Below are 24,366 nucleotides of genomic sequence, written 5' to 3' on the forward strand. Positions count from 1 at the left end.
GTCCAGGCCCACGCCCAGGTCCCGTTCCATGCCCCGGCTCGCCGGAAAGCTGCGGGGGCGCCGTACGGCTACGGCCACCCCGCAGGTCTCCGGCGACCCCGAGGCGGCGACCCCGAGGCGTCGGGCCCCAGGCGCGGGCCGCGAACTCGGGAGTCAGGCCTTGCGGGCCAGCAGCAGATTGGTGATCCGCAGCGTGCAGAGCCGCTGGCCGGCCTCGTTCGTGATCAGCACCTCGTGCGTGGTCAGGGTGCCGCCCAGATGGATCGGGGTTGCCGTGATCGTGATCAGCCCCTCGCGGGCCGATTTATGGTGCGTGGCCGAGACGTCGACGCCCACCGCCGTCTTGCCCAGGGTGCTGGCGTGGATGACGGCGGCCCAGGAGCCCACGGCCTCGCCCACGGCCAGGGAGGCGCCGCCGTGCAGGAGCCCGAACGACTGCCGGTTGCCCTCCACCGGCATGGTCGCCACCACGCGGTCCACGGACTCCTCGACGATCTTCACGCCCATCTTCTCGTCGAGTTCCCCGAGGGTGATCTTCCACATCTCGGTGCTGCCGGTCTCGGGCGTCATAGCGTCTCCTTTGTTGCCGGCCGGCCGCGGCCCGGTCGGTGCCACCGCTGCTAGTGTGCGGTAGGCCTCATTCATGTACTCTAGATCATATTACCGAACGGACGGTCAGTAATGTTCCGGCCGTGTTGATCTTGCTCCCCCGTTGGAAGGACCCGTCAACGATGACCACCACAGCCGCACCCACAGTAGACACTGTCGAGATCGTTCCCAGCTTCATCCGGGGTTCCTGGTGGACTCCCGACGCCGCCTCCGCCGCCGGCGCAGCGCCGGTCCTGGACGCCAGCACCGGCGAACTTCTGGCCAAAGTGAGCACCGAGGGGCTCGACCTCGCCGCCGTCGTGGACTACGGCCGCACCACCGGCCAGGCGGAACTGGGCACGCTGACCTTCCACCAGCGCGCGCTCAAGCTCAAGGAGCTGGCGCAGTACCTCAACGGCCGCCGCGAGGAGTTCTACGCGCTCTCGGCGCAGACCGGCGCCACCAAAATCGACTCAATGGTCGACATCGACGGCGGGATCGGCGTCCTGTTCACTTTCGGGTCCAAGGGCCGCCGCGAACTGCCCAACTCCCAGGTGGTGGTCGATGGCCCCATGGAGGTGCTGTCCCGCGACGGCTCGTTCGCCGGTGAACACATCTACACCCGCATTCCCGGCGTCGCCGTGCAGATCAATGCCTTCAACTTCCCCGTGTGGGGCATGCTCGAGAAGCTGGCCCCGGCCTTCCTCGCCGGCGTGCCCACCATCGTCAAGCCGGCCACCCCCACCGGGTACGTGGCCGCCGCCGTGGTCAAGGCGATCGACGAATCCGGCATCCTGCCCACGGGCTCGCTGCAGCTGATTTCCGGCTCCGTCCGCACCCTGCTGGACCACCTGGACTACCGCGACCTCGTGGCCTTCACCGGCTCCGCCTCGACCGCCAACACGCTCAAGTCCCACCCCAACGTGGTCAAGGGCGGGGTCCGCTTCACTTCCGAAACCGATTCCCTCAACGCCGCGATCCTGGGCCCGGACGCCGTCAAGGGCACGCCGGAATTTGATGCCTTCATCAAGTCCCTCGTCACCGAGATGACGGTCAAGGCCGGCCAGAAATGCACCTCGATCCGCCGCGCGATCGTGCCGCAGGAACTCGTCGCCGACGTCACCGCCGCCGTGGGGGAACGCATCCGCGAACGCGTCGTGCTCGGTGACCCCCGGGCCGAGGGCGTCACCATGGGCGCCCTGGCCTCCCTCGAGCAGCTCGCCGACGTGCGCGCCGCCGTCCAGTCCATGCTCGACGCCGGCGGGGAGCTTGCCTACGGCACGCTCGATGCACCGAAGGTCACCAGCGCGGACGGCAGCATCGGCGTCGTCGACGGCGGTGCCTTCATGTCCCCTGTCCTGCTGAGCTGGGCCAACCCTGAGGCCGACGAGGTCCACTCGCTCGAGGCCTTCGGCCCGGTGTCCTCGGTGATCGGCTACACGGACCTGGCCGACGCCGTCCGCCTCGCCGCCCGCGGCGGCGGCTCGCTGGTCGCCTCGGTCTGCACGAACGACCCCGCCGTGGCGCAGCAGCTGGTCACCGGTATCGCGGCCCACCACGGCCGCGTGCTCATGCTCAACCGCGAGGACGCCCGCAGCTCCACCGGCCACGGCTCCCCGGTCCCGCACCTGGTCCACGGCGGGCCCGGCCGCGCCGGCGGCGGCGAAGAGCTCGGCGGCATCCGCTCGGTGATGCACCACATGCAGCGCACCGCGATCCAGGGCTCGCCCAACATGCTCACCGCCGTCACCGGCGTCTGGCACACCGGCGCGGACCGCAACTTCACGCTCGAGACCGAAGGCCAGCACCCGTTCCGGAAATCCCTGGCCACGCTGCACATCGGCGACGCCATCCGCTCCGAGCTGCGTGAGGTCTCGCTGGAGGAGATCACCAAGTTCGCGAACTCCACCGGCGACACGTTCTACGCCCACACCAACCAGGAAGCCGCCGCCGCCAACCCGTTCTTCCCGGGCATCGTGGCGCACGGCTACCTCCTGCTCAGCTGGGCCGCCGGCCTGTTCGTGGAGCCCGCACCGGGCCCGGTCCTTGCCAACTACGGCCTGGAGAACCTGCGGTTCATCACCCCGGTGGCCGCGGGCGACTCCATCCGCGTGACCCTGACGGCCAAGAAGATCACCCCGCGCGAGACCGACGAGTACGGCGAGGTGGCCTGGGATGCCGTCCTGACCAACCAGAACGACGAAATCGTGGCGACCTACGACGTCCTGACCCTCGTCGAGAAGTAGCCTCACCCGACGCTCCCTCCCGTTGCCCTATCGCTTGTGGCTGCCAAAAGGTCGAAATGGCCGCCACAAGTGATAGGGCAACCGGGGAGGGGGCTCTTTCCACCCCGCTCCGGCGTAAAATCTTGCTCGTAGGAGGTGGCGAAATGACCCTAGTACTGAACAAAGCCACAACAGTCCTGCCAGTCGATGATGCAGCGCGTGCCCGGCATTTCTACGAGGACACTTTGGGGCTCCCGCACCGCGGCGTGGCAGACGACGGAAGCGAAATGTTCGGCTCAGAAGGCGGCCCGATGCTGCAGCTGATGCCTGTCAAGGATGGAAAGCACTCAGAGCACACCACCCTGAGTTTTGAAGTCAGCGAGATCGAACGCACAGTCAAGGATATGGAAGCCAAGGGCGTCATGTTCCAGGACTACGATCTCCCGGATCTCAAGACCGAGAACCACATTTGTACAACGGATTCAGAGAAGTGCGCCTGGTTCATGGACTCCGAGCACAATATTCTCTGCGTGCACGAGAACATCACCACGGCAGCTGATTACCAGCTCTGAGATCCGGTCCAGCCCTGGAAATTCGGGGGGACAAGATCAGTGCGGACAGATGCACGGCGCTCCGGCTCAGCGGGGCGCCTTTCTCGTGCGCACGGCCGTTAGCGTGCCCCCGGACCTTCCCCCGGACCGTCCGATCTGTCCGGGCGGGACCACGGCGACACGGGGCGGGTCTGGAGCACGCCGTCGACGCTCACGTCGCCGCGCTCATTGTAGAAACTGATGAGGCCGTGGATCTGGGCGGCGTCGCGGTACCGCCGGTCATAGCTCCACGCGATGTTCCGGCCCTGCGCGGAATCCGGGTAGCTCCAGTAGCTCGCCTGGCCCTTGTAGGGGCAGACGGTCCGCTTGGGGCTTTCCTCCATCAGGTCCAGCCGCACATCCGACGGCGGGATGTAGTAGCGCACCGGCAGCATCGTTTCGTAGAGCAGCTGCGCGCCGTTCGTCTTGGCGAGCGTCACGCCGTCGAGACTTACCTCAACGGTGAGCGAGGACGCCCGGATGTCCACCCGGTGGAACGGGTCGCGGGGATGGCCGATGATTTCCTCGTCGTCCTCCAGCCAGTCGAAAGCGTTGAAGTCCAGCACCACATATCCGGCCAGGTCGGGGTCCGCTGGCCGGAAGGCAGCGCGGGGCAGCCTCCCATGGGAGGTCACGACGTCGAGCTCCTCGCCGGCCGCTGTGTGCCTGCCGAACGACGTGCGCGGATCCAGTGCCTGCGGCCCCTCCAGACCCATCCTGAAGCCGTGTTCCGTCACGTCGCCCGCCTGCTGACCCGGCGGCGCGAGTTCAGCCCGGAGGTCAACGTCGGAAACGGCGTAGACAGGGGTGACGCGTTTGGGCTCCCACACCAGGAGCGCGTGAAGAGTGTCGACGACGGCCATCCCGCCCACCATGGCACGGACTCTTTTCTCGGTGGGCTGGTATCGCAAATCGGGGAATGCGCTGAAGAGGACTTCAGATAACTTCGTGGCCATGACTACAGGGTGGGCGTCCGTTATCCTGCCGTCAACGACTGTCCCGGCCACCTGCCCGCCGGCGGACGGTCAGCGCGGGACGTGGAGGCCGTGGAACGCCATGGTGATGACGTCGTCGGCCAGCTTTTCCGGCGACAGCGAACCGCCGGGTTTGTACCACTCGACAATGGAGTTGATGGTGCCGAACAGCAGACGGGTCACGGTGCGGGGATCGATGTCCTGGCGCAGGGAGCCCTCGTCCCGGGCCTCGGAAATCAGCGCGGCGACCTTGTGGTCGAAGGTGCGGCGCCGTTCCAGCGCGTCCCGCTCGATCTCCGTGTTCCCGCGCAGGCGCAGCAGCAGCGTCACGAAGGGCAGCCGCTCCACCAGGACCGAGATGGTCTGGCGGACCACGAACTCCAGCCGGGCATCGGCCGAGCCGGAGGTGGCCCCGGGCTGGTCCAGGATCGCCTCAAGCCCGCCCAGGGCGTGATCCAGGGCGAGCTTGAGCAGGTCGCCCTTGGACGGCACGTGATGGTAGATCGCGGACTTGGAGATGCCCAGGTTCTCGGCAAGGATGCCCATCGAGGTGGCGTCGTAGCCGTGGCGGTTGAAGACGTCGACGGCGATCACCAGCACCGACTGCTGGTCATAGCCGGGACGGCCGCGCTTCGTTGTGATTGCTGTGCTGGGCATAGTGGCTAGTTTCTCACGATCGGGTGCTCACTCAGGCCTTGGGGCGCATGTCGTAGATCCGCCGCAGCTTGCCGTTGGACCGCTCCAGCGAGCCGGGCTCGACGACGTCGACCGTGCAGGAGGAGCCCACATGGATCTTGATCTGCTGCTGCAGGGCCTTGGCGGCCGCCGCCGCGCCCTCGGCCGTGACGGCGTCGCGACGCTCGATCTTGACGGTCATCTGGTCCATCCGATGGCCCTCGGGCCGGGTGAGCTCCAGCTGGAAGTGCGGGCTGAGCTCGGGGATGCGCAGGGCGATCTCCTCGATCTGTGACGGGAACAGGTTCACGCCGCGCAGGATGATCATGTCGTCGCTGCGGCCGGTGATGCGGCCCATGCGGCGGTGCGCCGGACGCGCGGTGCCCGGCAGCAGCCTGGTGAGGTCCTTGGTGCGGTACCGGATGATCGGCAGCGCTTCCTTGGTGAGCGAGGTGAAGACGAGCTCGCCCGGCTCGCCGTCGCCCAGCACCACGGTGGGGTCGAAGGCATCAATGATCTCGGGGCGGAAGTGGTCTTCCCAGATGTGGCTGCCGTCCTGCGTTTCGACGGCTTCGCCGGCGACGCCCGGGCCCATGACCTCGGAGAGGCCGTAGATGTCGCAGGCCTTGAGGTTCATGGTGGTTTCGAGCTCGTGCCGCATTTCCTCGGTCCACGGCTCGGCGCCCAGCACCGCGTACTTCAGCGACGTGGAGGCCGGGTCGATGCCCTGCTTGATCATCGCGTCGGCAATGGTCAGCAGGTACGTGGGGGTGGCCAGGATGGCGTCGGGCTTGAAGTCCTGGATGAGCGTGATCTGGCGCTCGGTCTGGCCGCCGGAGATCGGGATGACGGTGCAGCCGAGGGCCTCGGCGCCGGCGTGGGCGCCCATGCCGCCGGTGAACAGGCCGTAGCCATAGGCGTTGTGCACCTTCATGCCCGGCCGGACGCCGGAGGCGCGCAGCGAGCGGGCCACAAGCTTGGCCCAGTCGGCGAGGTCCTTCTTGGTGTAGCCCACCACGGTGGCGCGGCCCGTGGTGCCGGAGCTGGCGTGGATCCGCGCGACCTCGTGCTGCGGCACGGCGAACATGCCGAAGGGGTACTCGAGGCGGAGGTCCTCCTTGGTGGTGAAGGGGAACTTGCCGAGGTCGGAGAGTTCACGCAGGTCCGTCGGGTGGACGCCGGCCTCGTCGAACTTGCGCTTGTACAGGGGGACGCGGTCATAGGCGTAGGCCACCGTGTGCTGCAGGCGGCTGAGCTGGAGCGCCTCCAGCTCGTCGCGGGAGATGGTCTCCTCGCGGTCCAGGACAGCGTCAGTTGTGGCGGCGGCAGTTTCTTGGGTCATCAGTGGTTCCCTGTTTCTATTTCTTGGAGATGGTGCGGCTGCGGCCGCGGAACTCGGCGATGAGTTCGCCCGGGAGGATATCGGTGGGGAGCTGGCCCGGAAGGGTTGCTGCGGGGGCCGCGCCGGCCGGTGCCGCCGTCGGGATGCCCGCGCCAGGATCGGCGGCGTAGATCTGGATGTCGTACAGCCCGCTGCGTCCTGTGCTGGCGCGGCGGTTCGCGACGGCGGTCAGCACTTGTCCGCGGAAGGCGGGTTTCAGGAAGTTGATGTCGACGCCGGCAGCAACGGTGATGTTGGAGTCCTCGCCCGGGAGCGGATTGGCCGGGTTGCAGGCCAGCGCGAAAGCCGTGTCGCCGAAGGCGAAGATCATTCCGCCGTGGGCCATGCCGAAGCCGTTGAGCATTTCCTGCCGGAGCGTCATGCGGATCGTGGCATGCCCGTCGTCCAGCGCGAGGACTTCGATGCCCATCCATTCCGAGGCGTAGTCGTCTTTCAGGATGGGGTGCGTGCCCCCGGAAACCGTCAGTTCAGCCATGCGTCGTTGCCTCCAGCTTTATTTACCGAATGTTCATTAGGTAATCCCATTTTGGGCCACGCTGTCAAGAGCCGGTAGTCGTTGGTGCTACTGCTGGGACCGAGATGCATAAACGAACAAGCGTACGTCTTGACTCGCTGGTGTGAAGGACACATACTGAATTCGGGCCCCGGCTGCAATGACGAAACCGGCGGCAACTCAAGAACCTTGGAAGGGATTTGCCATGACTGAAGTGGCCTTTGACATCAACCGCAACGTGGACCTGTTCCGTGTGAACCGGGCAGACGAACTGGCCGCCGCGCCGGGACAGACGCTGAATGCCCGCCGCATCTCCGGCGTCAGCAAGGAAAGCAGTCCCGTTGAGCGACTCTGGTTCGGCAAGGTCTTCACCGGTCCCGGGGAGATCTCGGATGCCCATCACCACGGGGAGGCCAACACGGGAGGCTATGTGCTCAAGGGCCGTGGCTTTATCCGCTACGGCGAGGGCTACGGCCAGATCGTCTACCTGGAAGAGGGTGACTTCGTCTTCGTGCCGCCGTTTATGCCGCACATCGAAGGCAACGCCAGCAAGACCGAGGAACTGGTCTGGATGACCACCCGCACGCCGGACAACATCGTCGTTAACCTGCGCGACCAGGACGTCGTGGACCTTGAAATCGACTACCGGTCCTGATTTCCCCAACAAAAGGGCGGCTACCGAAAGGTAGTCGCCCTTTTGTTGTCGTTGGTCCAAATATAGGGCGGCTACCGAGCAGGTAGCCGCCCCATGTCGTGGCTAGGTGCCGGTCAGAAGGACCGGGGAAGTCCCAAGTGCTTCTCGCCGATGTAGTTGCGCGTCATCTCGTCAGTAAGCGGCGCGAACGTGTACAGCCGGGCATCGCGGAAGTAACGCTGCATGGGCAGGCCGCGGAAGAAGCCCCAGCCGGCCATGACCCGCATGCCAACATCGGTGGTGGTGGTTGCAGCGTCGGACGCTGCGAGCTTCGCCATGGCGGACCAGGTCTCATTGGTTCCCTCGCCGCCGTCGGACGCTTCTGCCGCCTGGCGCAGGAGGAGCCTGGCGGATTCAATTTTCACGCTGGCATCCACCAGATTGTGCTGGAGCCCCTGGAAGGAGCCCACGGGGCGGCCAAAAGCGTGCCGCTGACGTGCCCATCCGACGGCGGTTTCCATGGCTCCGCGGGCGATCCCCAAAGCCACCGCGGCCCCATTGAGCCGCTCGCCGTTGAGCGTATCCAGAACCTGGCGGAATCCCCTGTCCAGTTCACCCAAGACGTTTGCTGCCGGGACCCGCACGCCGTCGAGGTAGACGTCGCACTGCGCGAGGCCGCGGATGCCCATGGTGTCGATGATTTCGGTCCTGATCCCGGGTGTGGAGCGGGGGAGCAGGAACATGGTGATGCCGTCAATGGCGGAGCGGGTGGTTTCGCTGGTCCGGGCCAGGAGGATCAGGTAGTCCGCGTCCATCGCACCGCCGATCCATTTCTTCTGTCCGGAGATGGAGTAGCTACCGTCCTCCAGGCGGGTGGCGTTGGTCTTCATGGCCCGGGCAACGTCAGTTCCGCCGTCGGGCTCGCTCAGTCCGAAGGACATCTTGGCTTTGCCGGCATGCAGCGGAGCCAGGAACTCTTCCTGCTGCCGGTGGTTGCCGTAGGTGTGAAGGAGCTGGACGCCCATGTACTGGACCACCATGCTCACGGCCACCGACGTGGGGCCGGCGCCGAGTTCCTCAAGAACCACCGCCTGCGCCTGGTGTTTGGGTCCGCGGCCGTGGAGCTCGCCGTCGAGCTTGATCAGACCGGCGGCGCCAATCTCGCGGTATAGCTCGACGTCGTATTCTTCGGCTTCGTCGAACTTGTTGAGCCGCTCCGGCGTGACGTGCTCGGCGAGCATGGCGCGCACACGTGTCCGCAGCGCTGCGAATTCGTCGGGCTCGGAGATTTCGGCCGGCGGTGCCGGGCGGAAATTGTCCTGGATTGTCATGGCCTACTTCCTTTTCATGATGAAGCTGCTGCTGAACGTCATGACGGTGGAACCGTCCTGTTTCAGTACGGAGTAATCGATTTTCCAGATGCCCTGGTCCGGCTTTTTGGTCTCGCGCGCCATGGCTACCGTGGCCTCAACATGGATAGTGTCCCCGATGAACACCGGGGCGAGGGCACGGACCTCATCCAGGCCCAGCCATGCGACCACGTTGCTGAAATACCCCGTTTGGGTCATCAGGCCCAGGCCCAGGGACATGGTCAGCGGCCCGTGGGCGATGCGCTGTCCGAACGGCGTCGTTGCCGCATAGGTTTCATCCAGGTGCAGGGAGACGAGGTCGCCGGTGAGGCCCGCCCACTGGACCAGATGTGCATCCGTGATGGTCATACCTGCCGTGCGGACCACGTCGCCTGCCACCAGATCTTCCCAGTAGTGGTCAGGGCGGCCTTTGGGTTGCGGCAGGGTGGTGCCGGCCAGTTGGGGATCGATGCTGTGCATGTCTCTCTCCTGTTCGGGTGAATGAGGTCGGAGCCTAGGGGAATCGTAAGTCCACCTGGAATAAGACTAGACTAGCGAACGCTTGTTCGTATACTAATAAAGGACAGCAACTCGAATTCCTGGAGGCCCAACATGAGTGAAGCTACGATCGTCGCCCCCGCGCCGGTGTCGGACATCGAAGTCCCGGCAGCAACCGTGCACGAACAACTGACCGAGAAGCTCGCTTCGGCCCGCCTCGGTGGCTCAGAGAAGAACCGCAAGAAGATCACCGAATCAGGAAAGCTCCTCGTTCGGGAACGCCTGGCAATCCTGTTCGACGACGAAAACTACATCGAGGACGGGCTCCTCGCCCGCTATGAGGAAGGCCTGCCCGGTGACGCCGTCGTCATCGCGTTCGGCCGCGTTGACGGGCGCGAAGTGTGCGTCATCGCTAACGATTACTCCGTCAAGGCCGGCACCTGGGGCAACCGCACGTTCGAAAAGATCACCCAGGCGCAGAAGAACGCGGATGCCGCCGGCATCCCCATCGTTTACCTCTTCGACTCCGCCGGTGCCCGCATCGACGAACAGTTCGAGAGCTTCGCCGGCCGCCACGCCTGGGGCAACATCTTCTACAACCAGGTCCAGATTTCCGGTCGTGTTCCCCAGGTTTGTGCCCTTTTCGGCCCGTCGCCTGCGGGTTCGGCCTACGTTCCGGCGCTCTGCGACATGACCATCATGGTCCGCGGGCACGCAACCGCCTACCTGGGATCACCCCGCCTGGCGGAAATGGTCACCGGCGAGAAGGTGACGCTGGAGGAAATGGGCGGCGCCGAGATGCACTGCACGGTCTCCGGCCTGGGCGACGTCCTGGTGGAAAGCGACGAGGAAGCCCTCAACGCAATCCGCGTCTGGCTGTCCTTCCTGCCCGCAAACTGGGAAACCCCCGCGCCGCTGGCCCCCGCAATCGAGCCGCGCCCCGGACGCACCCTGCAGGAAATCGTTCCGCTGCGCGAGGCCGAGGTCTTCGACATGGAGGAATTCGTGGAATCCCTCGTGGACGAAGGATCCTGGTTCCCGTACAAGGAGTTGTTCGCTCCCGAGATGCTGACCGGCTTCGCCCGCATCAACGGCCGGCCGGTGGGGCTGGTGGGCAACCAGCCCAGGCACATGGGCGGCTCCATCTTCCCCGACTCCTCGGACAAGGCTGCCCGCTTTATCTGGATCTGCAATGCCTACAACATCCCCATCGTCTTCCTGGTGGACATCGCGGGCTACATGATCGGATCTGCCGTGGAGCGCCAGGGCATCATCCGGCATGGAGCCAAGATGATCTTCGCCGTCTCTGAGTGCCGGGTTCCGAGGATCACGGTCCTGGTCCGCAAGGCCTACGGCGGCGGCTACCTTGCTATGTCCGGTGCCCCCATGAACCCGGACGCTGTCATCGCGCTGCCCACGGCCCGTCCCGCCCTGATGGGTCCGGATGCCGCAGTCAACGGCATCTACTACAACCAGATCCACGAGATTGAGGATCCGGCAGAGCGCAAGGCGTTCATCTTGGCTAAGCAAGCCGAGTACGCAGAAGGCATCGACGTCTTCAAGATCGCCAACGCGAACGCTGTAGAAGCTGTTGTCCCCGCCAACGAGCTGCGCGCCGATCTGACCAGGCGGCTGGGCCTGTACTCCAAGCGCAAGATGGTCCCCGTGGAGCGGCGCCAGGCCGTCACCCCGGCCTAAGGCGCGCGGCACATGATCAAGGTAGTGGCCGTTATCAAAGCCAAGCCGGAGCTGACCCGGGACGAGTTCCTGCACTTCTGGAACGTGGAGCACCCGGCCTATGTGCGCAAGCTCCCAGGCATCATCCGGTACCGGCAGAACCCTGCAATCGAGCACCGGAAGCCCTGGCCATACAGCGGCATGGCAGAACTTTGGTTCTGCTCGGTGGCCGACGTCAAGGCCGCCTACGCAGGCCCTGAAGGCAAGGAGCTGTTCGACCACGAGCACCACTTTTTGGACAGTGTCCAATGGTTCTTGGCCGAAGAAGTCGACGTCCCGCTGGCTGTGGAGGACTGACCCGTGCCCAAACGCATCACCTACCTGGAGAAGCGGGACGGCCTGGCCCGGAAGGACTTTCGCACAAACTGGTCCACGACGCACGCCGAGATTGCCCGTGCCCTGCCCGGTGTGACGGACTACCGGCAGAACCATCTGCTGGAATCCGCGCCGGGGCTCGGGGCGGGGCTGTACCGTGTGGACGGCATCGTTGAACTGTGGTTCGCCGCCGACGACGTCGTACACGCCGGCTTCGACTCCGCGGTGGCGGACCGCCTGATGGTCGATGAGCAGGAATTCCTCAGTGGCCTCACGGGGGGACCGGTGACCGCCGGCGCGCCCCACGCCCCGTGGCCGTTCAAGCTTTGGGTGCTGGCACGCTGGCGCGACGGAACTGACAACGACTTTGACGCGGTTGACCGCTGGGCGGGGCCGCTGTCTGCAACATTCGACGGCGCCCTCGGCCGGGCCGTGAACGTGCTCGTTCCCGGGGCGGATCTGTTGGTCCGCGCGGCGCTGCGCCGGGAGGAACATATTCCGGAGGTTGCCATCTCCTTCGGCTTCGCCGACGAGGCGGCCGCCCGTGCCGCCGCCAGCATGCTGCCGGCCCACGTGGACGGGGTCCAAGGTATCCTGACCGGATTGTATGCCCGCGTCGCCGAGGAACTCGTCATTATCTGATGGAGGTCCGGCGATGACGCCAGTCGGCGGTGTGGTCCGCTTCGTCCTGCTCGGCGCTGCGTGGGGCTCCAGCTTCCTGCTGATGAAACTGGCGGTGCAGGGGCTTTCCCCGGGCCAGGTGGTCCTCGGACGGCTGGTCCTCGGCGCACTGGCGCTGACCCTGCTTCAGCTCGTGATGCGGCGGCCGTGGCCGCGGCAGCGCAAGCTGTGGTCGCACCTGGCGGTGACCGCCGGCGTCGGCTGCGTCCTGCCGTTCCTGCTGTTCGCGTGGGCGGCCGAGCGCATTCCCAGCGGACTCTCCAGCGTCCTGAATTCCGCCACGCCGCTGGCCACCGCGGCTGTCACCGCGCTGGCCCTGCGGCAGGAGAAAGTCACGCCGCGGAAGACCGTCGGCATCGTGGCCGGAGCCGCCGGAATCCTCGTGGTGCTCTCGCCGTGGCGGTTCTACGCCGCGGACGCCGTCGATTTGTGGGGGCAGATGGCTTGCCTCGCGGCCGTGCTGTGCTTTGGCGTCGTTTTTTCCTATACCAAGAAGTACGTTTCGCCCTACGCGGCGGACCCCATAGGGATCCCGGCGGTCCAAATGGTCGCGGCGTCGCTGATGATGCTGGTCCTGGCTCCGCTCATTGCAGCCGGGGAAATCTCGCTGACGGCCCCGGTGGTGGTCGGCATGCTGCTGCTGGGTGTCGTCAGCACCGGCCTGGCATATGTCTGGAACTTCCGCATCATCGCCGAGTGGGGCGCCACGGCGGCGTCGACCGTCGCCTACATCCCCCGCTCGTAGGAGTGGCGCTCGGCGCGGTGGTGCTCCGGGAGGAAGTCAGCTGGAACCAGGTGGTCGGCGCTGGGGTGGTTATCGGCGGGATCGTCCTGGCCCAGTCAGGGCCGAAAGCGCCGGAGAAAGCCCCGGACGGGGAGTTGGAGGAAGCAACGTGAACACGCCCCGCGGCACAAGCACGCCCCACGATTGCGAGGACCTCAGGAGCTTTGAGGACATCAGGAATCTGAAGTCCGACTATTTCCGTCACGTTGATGCTAAGCGGTGGTCGAGCCTCCGCGCCCTCTTCCACGCCGATGCGAGGTTCCGTGGATTTCCCTTCGCCGCGGACGACGCCGACGGGTTCATCGGCGGCGTGTCAGGCTTCCTCGAGGGCGTCGAGTCGGTGCATCAGGGTTTTATGCCCCGCCTGGCCGTCACGGGCGACGGCGGCATCCGCGGGATCTGGTCGATGCATGACTACTTGGTCTGGGCCCGCGACAGCAGGCCTTACCGGGGCGCCAGCATCCCCGGACTCTACGGAATCCGGGGATACGGCTTGTACGAGGAGGAATACCGGCGGCTCGACGGGCAATGGCGGATTGCTGCCATGCGGCTGGTGCGGACCAGAGTTGACCTCCTGGTGGGTGAACCCCTGCAGCTCCCCGGCCAGGAGTTCGGCGCACCGGACCCTGACTGGATGCCCCGAACCTGACCCCAGGCACCTGAACGGCCGCCTTAAACCACCGGGGTCAGCCCCGGCACCCCCGCGTGGACGCCGGAGGTTGCCAGATACCGGATGTGGGCGGCCGTCTCGCTCAAGGCCAGCCTGAACTGCAGCGCGCTAAGCGACTCCCAGCCCCGGGACCATGTGAGCTGCCGGGCCACCTCGTGCACCGTGGGCGCGCCCTTGCCCAGCACGTCCAGGACTTCCCGTGAACGCTCCGCAATGTGCTTTTCGAGGACCCTTGCGCGGTGGCCCACGCCACGGAACCGGTATTCGTGTGCAGGGCAGACCTCGTAGTGGTCGTTGCCCGCGATCCGCTGCAGCGACTCAATATTGTGCCGCAGCGGATCGGTGTCGCCGCGGATCTCCAGGGACACGTTGGGGGAGATGCGGGGGAGGACATGGTCGCCGGACAACACCAGTTCGCCGTCGTCATCCCACAGGCAGATGTGCCCCGGGGTGTGGCCCGGTGTTTCCATGATGCGCCAGTTACGTCCGGCCGCGGCCAGGGTGTCCGCATCGCCCAGCCGCCGGTCGGGGTCGGCGAGGCGCCGCATGTCGTGGAGTCCCTGAGGGCTCATGGCGGCTTCGGCCACCCGCCCCTCGGGGACGCCCCAGGTCCGCATGCGCTCGCGGTCCCGTTCCGATTCCGCATGGGCGTCATCGAACGCGGAGATGTGCCGCCGTTCCTGTTGCCCCAAAGCGATCCACGCGCCGGAGCCCCGCGCAAGGCGCGCCGCCATCCCGAGGTGGTCGGTGTGGAAATGCGTGGCCACGATCCCGCTGATTTCACGCGGCCCCACGTCCAGACGGCCCAGGGCAGCCATCAGCTGGCCGTGTCCCTCGTCGCTGTCAAAGCCGGGATCCACCACCACGCACTCATCGCCATCGAGCAGCACGTAGCTGAGCGTGTAGCGCATCGGATTTCCGGGAAAGGCAACCGGAACGCTGTGGACGCCGGGCGCCACTACCTCCACCGGCGGGAGGACGCGGCGTTGCCAGGCCTCCTTCTGGGCGGTCCCGGTGATGGTGATGCCGTTGGTCTGCATCGTCTTAGTCTGCATGGTTATTGAAAAGCGAAAAGAGTCTGGTGGCACCGCCGTCGATCAGGAGGTCCGCGCCGTTGATGTTGCGGGCGTCGTCCGTCAGCAGGTACGCGATCATGGCGCCGATTTCGGCGGGGTCAACGATGGTCTGGGTGGGGACGCGCCGGCGTACCTGGTCACGGACCTCCTGGATGACCATCGGGGTGTCCACAACGCCGGGGCAGATCGAGTTGATAGTGATTCCGGTACCCCAGAAGTCCTCAAGGAGGGAGCGCGTGAGGTTGGCCAGTCCGGCTTTGGAGGCGGCGTAGCTCGGGTACGGGTAGCCCGTCACGCCGGCGATCGAAGCGATGTTGACGATCCGCCCCCAGTCGGCCTCGATCATTCCGGGGGAAAACGCCTTGATCAGGTTGAACGGACCCACCAGATTCACGTCCAAGGCGCGCCGGAAGGACTCCGCGGTGCTGTCCGCGAGGTACTTCCGGTCGAGGATGCCGGCCGCGTTGACCAGCGCCTGCACGGGCCCCACCTTGGCGGTCACCTCGGCCAGCAGCGTGCCGACGGCGGCCTCGTCCGCCACGTCGGCGGCAAACGCTACGGCCTTCCCGCCGGAGTCGCGGATGGCCCGGGCGGCCGCCTCGCTGCTCCCGGCGTCGAGGTCCACACAGACGATGGTGTGGCCGGACCCGGAGAGGCGGGCATTGATGCCGCGGCACATGCCGCCGCCCGCTCCGGTCACCAGGACATTGAGGGAAATGCTGCTCATGATGCTGTGTCTCCTTCAGGAGTTCGAGTCGGAGCGCCCGGCGTTGGGCCCCCGCGTCAGGTGCTGCTTGTTGCCAGCGACGGATAGTCGGTGTAGCCCTCGGGGCCACCACCGTAGATGCCCGTGGGGCGCAGGGGTTCGAGTGGCGCCTGGGTCAGGAAGCGGTCCGGGAGGTCGGGGTTAGCGATGAAGAGCCGGCCGAAGCCCACCAGGTCCGCCGTTCCGTCAGCGAGGAGTTGTTCGGCGGAAGCCTGGTCATGTCCACCCGTGACGATGACGACGCCGTCGAACAAGGCAGCGAGTTCGGCCGTGGGGACGGACGCGGCCGGCCGTTCCACGGTGGTGGACCCTGCGATCTCGGGTTCCACCAAGTGGAGGTAGGCGATTCCCAAGTCACTGACAAGGCGCACCACCGAGGAATACAGGGTGCGCTTGTCCGAGTCGTTGGCGTCCATCCATTCCGACGACGGCGAGAGGCGGACGCCGATGCGTTCCATGGGAAGGTGGCGGGCCACCTCGGTGACTACCTCGCGCAAGAACCGCATACGGTTTTCGAGGGAGCCGCCGTAGTGGTCGGTCCGGCGGTTGGACCCGTCGTTGAGGAATTGATCGATCAGGTAGCCGTTGGCGGCGTGCAGCTCCACGCCGTCGAATCCGGCCCGGACCGCGTTCCGGGCCGCCGCTCCGTAAGCTTGGATAATCCCGGCGATCTCCGCCGCCGACAGTTCGCGGGGCGTCTCGTAAGGGATCCTGCCGGCCGCACTGCGGTACTGGTAACCGGTGATGGCAACGGGTGAAGGCGCCTTGGGGGGCAGGCCGTCCGGCTGGACACTGGAATGGGACTGCCTTCCCACGTGCCATAGCTGGGCGTAGACCACGGCGCCCTCCCGCTTTGCGGCCTCCACTACCGGCCGCCAGGCCGTCACCTGGTCCGGGGAGTAGAGCCCGGGAACCCGGGCGTAGGCCGAAGCCTGGGGCGTGATGACGGCACCCTCGCTGATCACCAGGCCCGCACCGGCACGTTGCCCGTAGTACTCCTCCATGAGTGGCGTAGGCACGCCGTCATCATCGGCGCGGCTGCGGGTCAGCGGTGGCAGCACAATGCGGTTTCGCAGCGGCTGGCCTCCGAGGGAGAAGCTGTCAAACAGGGTGCTCTGGGGTTCCACGGATGTCTCCTACTGGCTTACGAGCGTTCGTACGACTAAAGTGAGTTTTGCGGATGTTGGGAGCCATGTCAATATCCCCGCCCCTAAAAGCGGACGCTTGTTAGGATTAGCGGAGATATGACCGACACGATCACTGAGGGGGAGGCCAAGATGACCGTCCGAGCGGAACGAAACACTGCCCAGACCATCCGGGAAGGCGCAGCCAAGCTTTTTTTCGAGCGTGGTTACGATGCAACCACGCTGCGGCAGGTGGCCTCGTCCGCGGGGCTCAAGGTCGGCAGCCTCTACAACCACATCGACAGCAAGGAAGACCTCCTGCTGCAAATCATGGGGGGCATCATCGATGACCTGCTCGAGCGCGTCCGGCAAGCTGTCGCTGACGCGGACGGAGGGGACAGTGTCGATCTCCTCCAGGCTGCCCTGGCTGAGCACATCACGTTCCACGCGGAGCGTGCCCAGGAAGTCTTCATTGGCAACGCGGAGCTGCGCTCGCTGCCCCAGGGTGCACGTGATGTGGTCATCAAGAAGCGCGCCGACTACGAAGCGTTCCTGGAGGTCCTGGTGTCCGCCGCGGGGCAGGATGGACTCGCGGACGTCATCGACGCCAAAATCCACGTGTACAGCTTCGTTGCCCAGGCCACCCATATCGCAGGCTGGTTCAAGCACGGCGGCCGGTTCTCGCTCGAGGAGATTGTCCGGATCTACACGCGCCTGGCGCTGCGGGAGCTGAAGGTCGCGGACGCTGACGAACGCGTCGGTCGGGTGGTCCTGGACAGCTCAGCCACATAGGTAGCCAAGGCAGCGCCTCGCGCCGTTTTCGGACACCGCCAACGGCCGTTTTCGGACACCGCCCAAGAGTGTCGGAATCCGCCAAGAACCGGAACGCCCGGCTGGAATATCCGGCCGGGCGTTCCGGTCTTAAGGCTGGCTGCCGCGTCACTGGCCGGACCGCCAGTGCGGTCAGGCCGGCGACGTCAGGCGAGTGTGGTCTTAGTGCTCCTCCTGCAGCGATTGCTTGAACCGCTCCGGCAGCGTCAGGGTGGCAATGACGGAGATGATCACCAGGCTGAGGGCGATGGCCGTCAGGGCGGCCGTTCCGTTCTCGGTGTTCTGGAAGATCCAGGCCGCAATGAACGGGATAGGGGCGCCGAAGATCAGGCCGGCGAGGGTCATGCCGAGGGCTGAGCCGGTGTAGCGCATGCTCGTCGGGAGCGATTCCGAGAAGAACGCCGCCTGGGTGCCGGCAGTGACCTGGATGCCGCACAGGGCCAGGGCGATGATCGCGACGCTGGCGGGGTAGTTCATGGAGTTCATGATGGGGAACATTGTGCCGGCAGCTACACCCTGCAAGGACAGGCCGAGGAGGAAGGTCTTCTTGCGGCCGATGCGGTCGCTGAGCTTGCCGCCGAAAATAGCGGCCGGGATGGAGATCAGGTTGGCCACGAGCAGCAGGCCGAATGTGATCGAGTTTTCGTAACCGAGTTCCTTGGTCAGGTAGTTCACGGCGTAGGTGACGCTGATCCAGAACAGCCCAGCGGACGCAGCCCAGGACAGCACCAGCTTGATGACGGTTCCCGGCTTCTTCGCGATCACGGCCAGGGCACGCTCCTGGGGAACCGCGGACTCGGCAGCTTTCCTCTGGTTCTCCTTGAAAGCCGGAGTTTCTTCGACCCGCTGGCGGATGAATACGCCCACCACGAGCAACAGCACACCCATCAGGAAGGGGATCCTCCAGCCCCACGCGGCAAAAGCGTCCTTGGAAAGGAACATCGCCAGCCCGGTGAGGGTGATCGAGGCGAAGGTCTGCGCCAGCGGAGAGCCGGTGGCCAGGATCCCGCCGAACAGGCCTCGATGGTTAGTGGGCGCGTGCTCGACGACGAGCACTTGAACGCCGGTGGCCTCGCCGCCGAGGGCGAAGCCCTGGAGGAAGCGAAGCACCACCAGGAGCGTCGGGGCAACAATTCCCGCCACGGCGTAGGTGGGCAGCAGGCCGATCAGCACCGAGGACACGCCCATGAGGATAAGGGTGAACATCAGGACGTTGCGTCGGCCGATCTTGTCGCCCAAGGCACCGAAGACGATTCCGCCGAGGGGGCGGGCCACCATGCCGGCCCCGAAGGTGGCAAACGACGCGAGGATCGCCGAGTTCGCATCAAAGCTGGGGAAGAAGAGCTGGGGGAAGAGGGTTGCCGACAGGGTGCCGTACACAGCGAAGTCGAACCACTCCAGTGCGGTGCCGAACGTGCCGCTCGCCACGGCGGTCCTTGCTGTCTTCGGATCGAACGTCGGTGCTTCGAGCACCAAGAGCGGCGGGGGCTGAACAGGATTTGTCAATTCCGACATTGGAACTCACTCCTTGGATAGGTGGAAAGTCAGTGGCGTTCGCCGGTCTCCGTCGTGTGCAGCGAACCGCAACCACACTCCGCATCCTCTTCGTCAGGGAGGGCTCGGACCCTAGGGGCAATATACCCGGGGTTCGATGGAGAAGAACAAGCGTTCGTACATGAACAAGCGTTCGTACGAAGTGTAGGTGTGATGTGGATCTCGCGCAAGGGCCCCCGGGGGTGCCTCTCCGCACCTGCCAGCCGATCCGTCAGCGCCCTCGACTGTGGACTCGGATCCCTCTTGCGGAGGGAACCAACTCATACTAAACTTTCGAACGAACGCTTGTTCGTTGAAGAATAAGCACTGCGGAGTCCGGCTTGTCGGACCCGCACCAGCCACACCGAGGAGCAATCATGCGAACGATTGGCGAGTGGATCAAACTCAACCACCGGCGCTACCCGACGCGCGAAGCCATCGTCGACGGCGCCCGCCGGCTGACCTTCGCCGAGCTCGCCGAGAGCGCATGGGGCCTGGGGAGGGGCCTGCGGGACGCCGGCGTCGGCGTGGGTAACACCGTGGGGGTGCTGGCCGGAAACTCGACCTTTAATGCCGAAGTCTTCTTTGGGGTCGCGGCCGCCGGCGGAACATACGTTGCCTACAACTGGCGTTGGGCACCGGCGGAGCTCGCGGCCGGCATCAAGGAGACCGGCGCGAAGATCATCCTGGTGGAGGAACGGCTCATTCCCAACGCGGAAGAGGCCCTGGAAATACTGGGCAGAACAGAGCAGGAGCTGCCGCGGCTGGTCCGACAGGGTGCCGAGGTCGACGCCCTGCGCACCGGATCCGGTCCGTTGGAGGATGTCACCACACTGGACAGCCCGCTCTGCATCATCTACACGGGCGGAAGCACTGGTACGCCCAAGGGCGTGGTCATGTCCCAAAGGGCAGCAGCCGCCAACGCATTCAACGAAATGTACGACTGCAGGATGGGCAGCCGCCGCGAGGAACGCGGCCTGATCATCACACCGTTCTTCCACTCGGCGGCACTGCTGTGCTGGCTGGTGCCGCACTTCATCGCCGGTGCCACCAGCGTGATCGCCGAGAAGTTCAACGACGAATTGATCGTGGACCTGGTGGGGCGGGAGCGGGTCACCAACACATTCCTCATCCCGAACATGATGCGCCGGCTGATGGAAAACGGCGTCTTTGCGGACCCGGCCATCAAGACCCATCTCAAGGCGGTCCATACGGGTGCCGGCCTGCTGCGGATGCCGGACAAGCAGCTTTTCACTGACCTGCTGCCCGACGCCGAACTGTACTTCCGCTACGGCCTCACCGAGGCGGGGCCCATGGTCACCCGGCTCAAGCCGGAAGACATGCTGGATCCCGCCGTCGACGGTTCGATCGGCACAGAGTACCTGCTGGCCGAGGCGCAGCTCCAGGATCCGTTCGGCGAGCCGGTTCCCCCGGGTGAGCTCGGCGAGATCTGCGTCAAGGGCCCGTCCCTGATGACCGGCTACTATGGCCGGCCCGAAGCTACCGCCGAGGCCTTCCGCGGCGGCTGGCTCCACACCGGAGACCTGGCCGTGCAGGACGAGCGAGGGTATTACTTCTTCCGGGACCGGCTGAAGGAAATGATCAAGACCGGTGGTGAGAATGTCTATTCCGCCGAGATCGAGCAGGCGCTGTACCTGCACCCCGCCGTCTTGGAAGCAGCTGTTGTTGGTGTCCCGGACCCGCGCTGGGACGAGGAGGTGCGGGCCGTCGTCGTGCTCCGCAGCGGACTGCAGGCGAACGGCGAAGAACTATCCACCTTCCTCCGCGGGCACCTGGCAGGCTACAAGATTCCAAAAAAGATCGTCTTCCTGGGTGCCGACCAGCTGCCGCGGTCCGCGGCCGGAAAGCTCGTGAAGGCTCAGCTGAAATCGAACCTGGGATGGGGCGCATGAAACTCGCAACCATACGGATCGAAGGCGGCACCGCAGCCGCCGTGGAGGTGGACGGTGCCCTGGCGCTCTTGCCGTTTGCAGACGTCGGCGAATGGCTCCGTGCCGGATCGCCGGCAGTGGACCAGTACGACGGCGGCACACGCCTTGCGATTGACGGGGCCGACTTCGCGCCGCTGGTCACCGCTCCCGGAAAGATTGTGTGCGTCGGGCTCAACTACCGCGAGCACATCCTTGAGATGGGCCGGGAACTGCCGCAGCACCCCACCCTCTTCGCCAAATTCTCGGACGCCCTGATCGGCGCCAACGATCCCATCGTCCTGCCGCCGGGTTCCGAATCCGTGGACTGGGAGGCCGAGCTCGCCGTCGTTATCGGAAACAGGGTCTCGCGGGCCTCGGCAGAGGAAGCCGCGGCGGCGATCGCCGGTTTCACGGTGGCAAACGACATCTCAGCCCGCGACTTCCAGCGCCGGACGCCCGAGTGGCTGCAGGGCAAGACCTTCGACGCCACCACCCCGCTGGGTCCGTTCCTGCTGACGGCCGATGACGCCGGACACGCGCCGGACCTGGAGATTTCCTGCTCGGTGGATGGTGTCGCCAAACAAAAGGCGCACACCAGCGACCTGGTGTTCAGCCCCGTTGACCTGGTCCGCTACATTTCCGCGATCACCACGCTGCACCCGGGCGATGTGATTCTCACCGGCACGCCGGGAGGCGTAGGCGACGGCCGCACTCCCAAGGAACTCCTCACCGACGGCAGCGTCGTCACCACCTCGATCGACGGCATCGGCCAATGCCGCAACGCCTGCATCCTGCGCTGATTTCGGCGCCCTAGCTCTAAGGACAATCATGTTCAGCAAAATCCTGATCGCCAACCGCGGCGAAATCGCCGTCCGGGTGGCACGCAGCTGCCGCACCCTCGGCGTCGAGTCCGTTGCCGTTTATTCGACGGCGGACGCCGCGTCCATGCACGTCCGGGCGGCGGACACCGCCATCGACCTCGGCGATGGTCCCGCCAGCAGCAACTACCTGAGCATCCCCAAGATCATCGCGGCGGCGCTCGAATCGGGTGCCGAGGCCATTCACCCGGGCTACGGCTTCCTGTCCGAGAACCCGGAATTCGCGTTAGCCGTTGCGGACGCGGGCCTGACATTCATCGGACCGTCTGCGCATGCCATCACCACCATGGGCGGCAAAGTGGCTGCCCGCGATGTGGCCATCCGCGTCCAGGTCCCCCTGGCACCGGGCACCGATGGAGCCATTGCCAGCGCGGCCGCCGTCGAGGCGTTCGGCGCTGAGCACGGCTACCCCGTCCTGGTGAAGGCCTCAGCTGGTGGGGGCGGACGCGGCATGCGCCGCATCGACTCCGAACCCCAGGCCAAAGAAGCCTTCGACGCCGCCGTCCGTGAAGCCACAGCGGCCTTCGGCAACGGCGAGGTCTACCTCGAGCGGTACCTCACCCACGCACGCCACGTTGAGGTCCAGGTCTTCGCCGACACGCACGGAAACACCGTCTACGTGGGTGACCGCGACTGCTCTGTGCAGCGCCGCCACCAGAAGCTGGTGGAAGAGTCCCCGGCCCCCGGTCTCTCCGACACCCTGCGCCGGAACATGGGTGAGGCCGCCGTCCGGCTGGCCCGCGAGGTTGGCTACGTCGGCGCCGGCACCGTTGAGTTCCTGGTGGAGGACGAGAAGTTCTACTTCCTCGAAATGAACACCCGCATCCAGGTGGAACACCCGGTCACCGAAATGGTGCACGGCGTGGACCTCATCGCGGAGCAGATCCGCGTGGCGGCGGGCGAGGAGCTTTCCATCATGGGCAACCTGACGCCCAAGGGTGCAGCCATCGAGGCACGCATCAACGCCGAGGACGTCGCGGAAGGCCGGTTCCTGCCCGCCCCGGGTCCGGTGGACCTCCTCACCGCACCCGTTGGCGAGGGCCTGCGGTTCGACGCAGGCTACGAGTCCGGCGACACGGTGCTGCCGCTGTACGACAGCCTCATCGGCAAGCTGATTGCCTACGGCCCGGACCGCGAGACGGCCATCAAGCGCCTGCTCGGCGGCCTGGAGCGGCTGCAGATCGAGGGCGTACCCACCACGGCCCCCGCAGCGCAGACGATTGTTGCGCACCCGGATTTCCGGGAGCTTCGCTTCAGCACCCTGTGGCTGGAAGAGACCGTTGACTTCACGGAACCCGAGCCCGTGGACCGCGCCAACGTGGAGGTGGGCGGACGCTTCTATATCATCCCCACGTTCAACGACTACGGCAGCGCGGGCGGCTACGGCAACGCCGCCCCGGCCCTGGCCGATCCGTCAGCCGCAGATCCGGCGGCCGCCACCGGCCGGACGCGGCAGGCACGGGCCAAGCGCGAGAAAGTCAGCGACGGAACCGTCAAGGCACCGATGCAGGGCACCATCATCAAGATCAACGCGGCCGCCGGGCAGAGGGTGGCCAAGGGCGACGTGCTGTTTGTCCTGGAAGCGATGAAGATGGAGAACCCCATCACCGCGCCGGCCTCCGGCGTGGTCGGTGAGATTACCGCCGTCGTGGGCGATTCCATGGCCGCCGGCACCCTGCTGACCAAGATCACCGAGGAGGTGGCGGCATGAAGCCATACCGTTCGCTGCTCTTTGTCCCCGGGCACAAACGGGACTGGATCGACAAGGCGCTGAACTCCGAGGCCGACGCCATCATCATCGACCTGGAGGACTCCGTCCCCGAGCAGGACAAGGAACTGGCCCGCACCAACGCCCGCGAAGCACTGGAAGCCCACGACGGCTCAAAGGGCATCCTGGTCCGGCCCAACGCCCTGGACACCATCTTCTTCGGCCGTGACGTGGCCGACGTGACCCACCGCAACCTGACCGCATTCCTGCTCCCCAAGCTGTTCTCCCGGGACGACGTGGTCCGGTTCGATGCGCTGGTGACGGCGGCGGAGCTCGATCACGGCATTGCCCGCGGAACCGTTGAACTGGTGCCCTCCCTCGAAACCGCCGCCTCCATCAATAAAGTGGATGAGATCCTGGCCGGCCCGCGGGTTGGCGGCGTAATGGCAGCGGCCGCCAAAGATGCGGACGTCTCCCGGGAGGTCGGCTTCCGCTGGACCGCCGCGGGAATGGAGACGCTGTACCTCCGGAGCAAAGTGGTGGTGGCGGCCCGTTCCGCCGGCATCCGCACCATTGTCCTGGGGCTCTGGCAGGAGGTGCGGAACCTGGAGGGGATGCGCAGCTTCGCGCAGGACAACAGCGGCCTGGGCTACACCGGGCAGGTGCTGATCCACCCTTCGCACGCTCCGATCGCCAACGAGGAATACGGCCTGACCGAGACACTGAAAGGCTACTACGAGGGCCTGATCGAGGCTTTCGAGGAAGGCCAGCGCAACGGCCACGGGGCCGTCTCCTACCGCGGGGACCACATTGACCTGGCCCACGCCAACCACGCCCGCGAGGCTCTCGCCCTCGCCGCCGCGTAACCGCTACCTCAACTAAACCCACCCAAGCAAAGGAGGCC

General features: G+C 65.9%; 25 protein-coding genes. 14 read left to right on the plus strand and 11 right to left on the minus strand.

The features are described from left to right. Positions 1–153: 153 nt before the first annotated feature. Complete coding sequence (locus LQV16_RS13535; protein WP_229994412.1) at positions 154–570, minus strand: hotdog fold thioesterase; 417 nt, start codon at positions 568–570, stop codon at positions 154–156. Positions 571–731: 161 nt separating this feature from the next. Here LQV16_RS13535 and paaZ point away from each other — a divergent pair, with 161 nt between their 5' ends. Together paaZ and LQV16_RS13545 are read left to right on the plus strand one after the other, a co-directional pair. Next, complete coding sequence (gene paaZ / locus LQV16_RS13540) at positions 732–2,834, plus strand: phenylacetic acid degradation bifunctional protein PaaZ (protein ID WP_229994413.1); 2,103 nt, start codon at positions 732–734, stop codon at positions 2,832–2,834. A 143-nt stretch (positions 2,835–2,977) separates the two neighbouring features. After that, complete coding sequence (locus tag LQV16_RS13545; protein ID WP_229994414.1) at positions 2,978–3,385, plus strand: VOC family protein; 408 nt, start codon at positions 2,978–2,980, stop codon at positions 3,383–3,385. A gap of 98 nt (positions 3,386–3,483) precedes the next feature. Here the strand turns inward: LQV16_RS13545 and LQV16_RS13550 are convergent, their stop codons facing one another. The 4 genes from LQV16_RS13550 to LQV16_RS13565 all read right to left on the minus strand — a co-directional run bounded on the left by LQV16_RS13550 (position 3,484) and on the right by LQV16_RS13565 (position 6,929). Then, the gene (locus LQV16_RS13550) at positions 3,484–4,359 is read right to left on the minus strand and encodes a DUF427 domain-containing protein (protein WP_229994416.1); all 876 of its coding nucleotides are present in this window, start codon (positions 4,357–4,359) and stop codon (positions 3,484–3,486) included. A 69-nt stretch (positions 4,360–4,428) separates the two neighbouring features. Further along, entirely contained in the window at positions 4,429–5,034 is a 606-nt protein-coding gene (locus tag LQV16_RS13555; protein ID WP_229994417.1) for a TetR/AcrR family transcriptional regulator, read from the minus strand. Between the two features lie 31 nt (positions 5,035–5,065). Then, the gene (gene paaK / locus LQV16_RS13560) at positions 5,066–6,394 is read right to left on the minus strand and encodes a phenylacetate--CoA ligase PaaK (RefSeq protein WP_229994418.1); all 1,329 of its coding nucleotides are present in this window, start codon (positions 6,392–6,394) and stop codon (positions 5,066–5,068) included. 16 nt (positions 6,395–6,410) lie between these two features. After that, positions 6,411–6,929, minus strand: coding sequence for a hotdog fold thioesterase (locus tag LQV16_RS13565; protein WP_229994419.1), 519 nt, complete (start codon positions 6,927–6,929; stop codon positions 6,411–6,413). 223 nt (positions 6,930–7,152) lie between these two features. Here LQV16_RS13565 and LQV16_RS13570 point away from each other — a divergent pair, with 223 nt between their 5' ends. Further along, on the plus strand, positions 7,153–7,602 hold the full coding sequence (locus LQV16_RS13570) for a cupin domain-containing protein (RefSeq protein ID WP_229994420.1): 450 nt from the start codon (positions 7,153–7,155) through the stop codon (positions 7,600–7,602). 113 nt (positions 7,603–7,715) lie between these two features. Here LQV16_RS13570 and LQV16_RS13575 read toward each other — a convergent pair whose 3' ends face one another. Continuing rightward, a complete protein-coding gene (locus LQV16_RS13575) occupies positions 7,716–8,912 on the minus strand; it encodes an acyl-CoA dehydrogenase family protein (RefSeq protein WP_229994421.1) in 1,197 nt (398 codons plus the stop codon). A 3-nt stretch (positions 8,913–8,915) separates the two neighbouring features. Beyond that, positions 8,916–9,410: a MaoC/PaaZ C-terminal domain-containing protein gene (locus tag LQV16_RS13580; RefSeq protein ID WP_229994423.1), complete on the minus strand. Its 495-nt coding sequence runs from the start codon at positions 9,408–9,410 to the stop codon at positions 8,916–8,918. 132 nt (positions 9,411–9,542) lie between these two features. Between LQV16_RS13580 and LQV16_RS13585 the strand changes: the two genes are divergently transcribed. Genes LQV16_RS13585 through LQV16_RS13610 form a run of 6 tightly spaced genes read left to right on the plus strand, consistent with a single transcriptional unit; the run spans position 9,543 to position 13,594 of the window. Beyond that, positions 9,543–11,126: an acyl-CoA carboxylase subunit beta gene (locus LQV16_RS13585; protein ID WP_229994424.1), complete on the plus strand. Its 1,584-nt coding sequence runs from the start codon at positions 9,543–9,545 to the stop codon at positions 11,124–11,126. 12 nt (positions 11,127–11,138) lie between these two features. Next, a complete protein-coding gene (locus tag LQV16_RS13590) occupies positions 11,139–11,462 on the plus strand; it encodes an EthD family reductase (protein ID WP_229994425.1) in 324 nt (107 codons plus the stop codon). 3 nt (positions 11,463–11,465) lie between these two features. Further along, entirely contained in the window at positions 11,466–12,122 is a 657-nt protein-coding gene (locus LQV16_RS13595; protein WP_229994427.1) for an EthD domain-containing protein, read from the plus strand. A 13-nt stretch (positions 12,123–12,135) separates the two neighbouring features. Next, entirely contained in the window at positions 12,136–12,906 is a 771-nt protein-coding gene (locus LQV16_RS13600; RefSeq protein WP_229994429.1) for a DMT family transporter, read from the plus strand. Between the two features lie 2 nt (positions 12,907–12,908). After that, entirely contained in the window at positions 12,909–13,058 is a 150-nt protein-coding gene (locus LQV16_RS13605; RefSeq protein WP_229994430.1) for a hypothetical protein, read from the plus strand. Then, complete coding sequence (locus LQV16_RS13610; RefSeq protein WP_229994432.1) at positions 13,055–13,594, plus strand: nuclear transport factor 2 family protein; 540 nt, start codon at positions 13,055–13,057, stop codon at positions 13,592–13,594. The genes LQV16_RS13605 and LQV16_RS13610 overlap by 4 nt, the downstream gene beginning before the upstream one ends. Before the next feature lie 23 nt (positions 13,595–13,617). Here LQV16_RS13610 and LQV16_RS13615 read toward each other — a convergent pair whose 3' ends face one another. Genes LQV16_RS13615 through LQV16_RS13625 form a run of 3 tightly spaced genes read right to left on the minus strand, consistent with a single transcriptional unit; the run spans position 13,618 to position 16,584 of the window. After that, the gene (locus LQV16_RS13615; RefSeq protein WP_229994434.1) at positions 13,618–14,655 is read right to left on the minus strand and encodes an MBL fold metallo-hydrolase; all 1,038 of its coding nucleotides are present in this window, start codon (positions 14,653–14,655) and stop codon (positions 13,618–13,620) included. 4 nt (positions 14,656–14,659) lie between these two features. Next, positions 14,660–15,418: an SDR family oxidoreductase gene (locus LQV16_RS13620; RefSeq protein WP_229994436.1), complete on the minus strand. Its 759-nt coding sequence runs from the start codon at positions 15,416–15,418 to the stop codon at positions 14,660–14,662. A gap of 56 nt (positions 15,419–15,474) precedes the next feature. After that, complete coding sequence (locus tag LQV16_RS13625) at positions 15,475–16,584, minus strand: alkene reductase (protein WP_229994438.1); 1,110 nt, start codon at positions 16,582–16,584, stop codon at positions 15,475–15,477. A gap of 117 nt (positions 16,585–16,701) precedes the next feature. Here LQV16_RS13625 and LQV16_RS13630 point away from each other — a divergent pair, with 117 nt between their 5' ends. Then, entirely contained in the window at positions 16,702–17,373 is a 672-nt protein-coding gene (locus tag LQV16_RS13630) for a TetR/AcrR family transcriptional regulator (RefSeq protein WP_229994439.1), read from the plus strand. A 201-nt stretch (positions 17,374–17,574) separates the two neighbouring features. Here LQV16_RS13630 and LQV16_RS13635 read toward each other — a convergent pair whose 3' ends face one another. After that, on the minus strand, positions 17,575–18,927 hold the full coding sequence (locus LQV16_RS13635) for an MFS transporter (protein ID WP_229994440.1): 1,353 nt from the start codon (positions 18,925–18,927) through the stop codon (positions 17,575–17,577). Positions 18,928–19,322: 395 nt separating this feature from the next. Between LQV16_RS13635 and LQV16_RS13640 the strand changes: the two genes are divergently transcribed. The 4 genes from LQV16_RS13640 to LQV16_RS13655 are packed head-to-tail and all read left to right on the plus strand — an operon-like array spanning position 19,323 to position 24,328. Next, positions 19,323–20,858, plus strand: a complete 1,536-nt coding sequence (locus LQV16_RS13640) for an AMP-binding protein (RefSeq protein ID WP_229994441.1) — start codon at positions 19,323–19,325, stop codon at positions 20,856–20,858. Beyond that, positions 20,855–21,676: a fumarylacetoacetate hydrolase family protein gene (locus LQV16_RS13645; RefSeq protein ID WP_229994442.1), complete on the plus strand. Its 822-nt coding sequence runs from the start codon at positions 20,855–20,857 to the stop codon at positions 21,674–21,676. Before LQV16_RS13640 ends, LQV16_RS13645 begins: the two co-directional genes overlap by 4 nt. A 28-nt stretch (positions 21,677–21,704) precedes the next feature. Continuing rightward, a complete protein-coding gene (locus tag LQV16_RS13650) occupies positions 21,705–23,465 on the plus strand; it encodes a biotin carboxylase N-terminal domain-containing protein (RefSeq protein WP_229994443.1) in 1,761 nt (586 codons plus the stop codon). Next, the gene (locus LQV16_RS13655; protein WP_229994445.1) at positions 23,462–24,328 is read left to right on the plus strand and encodes a CoA ester lyase; all 867 of its coding nucleotides are present in this window, start codon (positions 23,462–23,464) and stop codon (positions 24,326–24,328) included. Before LQV16_RS13650 ends, LQV16_RS13655 begins: the two co-directional genes overlap by 4 nt. The last annotated feature ends 38 nt before the right edge of the window (positions 24,329–24,366 follow it).

Origin of the sequence: Arthrobacter sp. Bi26, from assembly GCF_918697925.1 — a bacterium.
Lineage (GTDB): Bacteria > Actinomycetota > Actinomycetes > Actinomycetales > Micrococcaceae > Arthrobacter.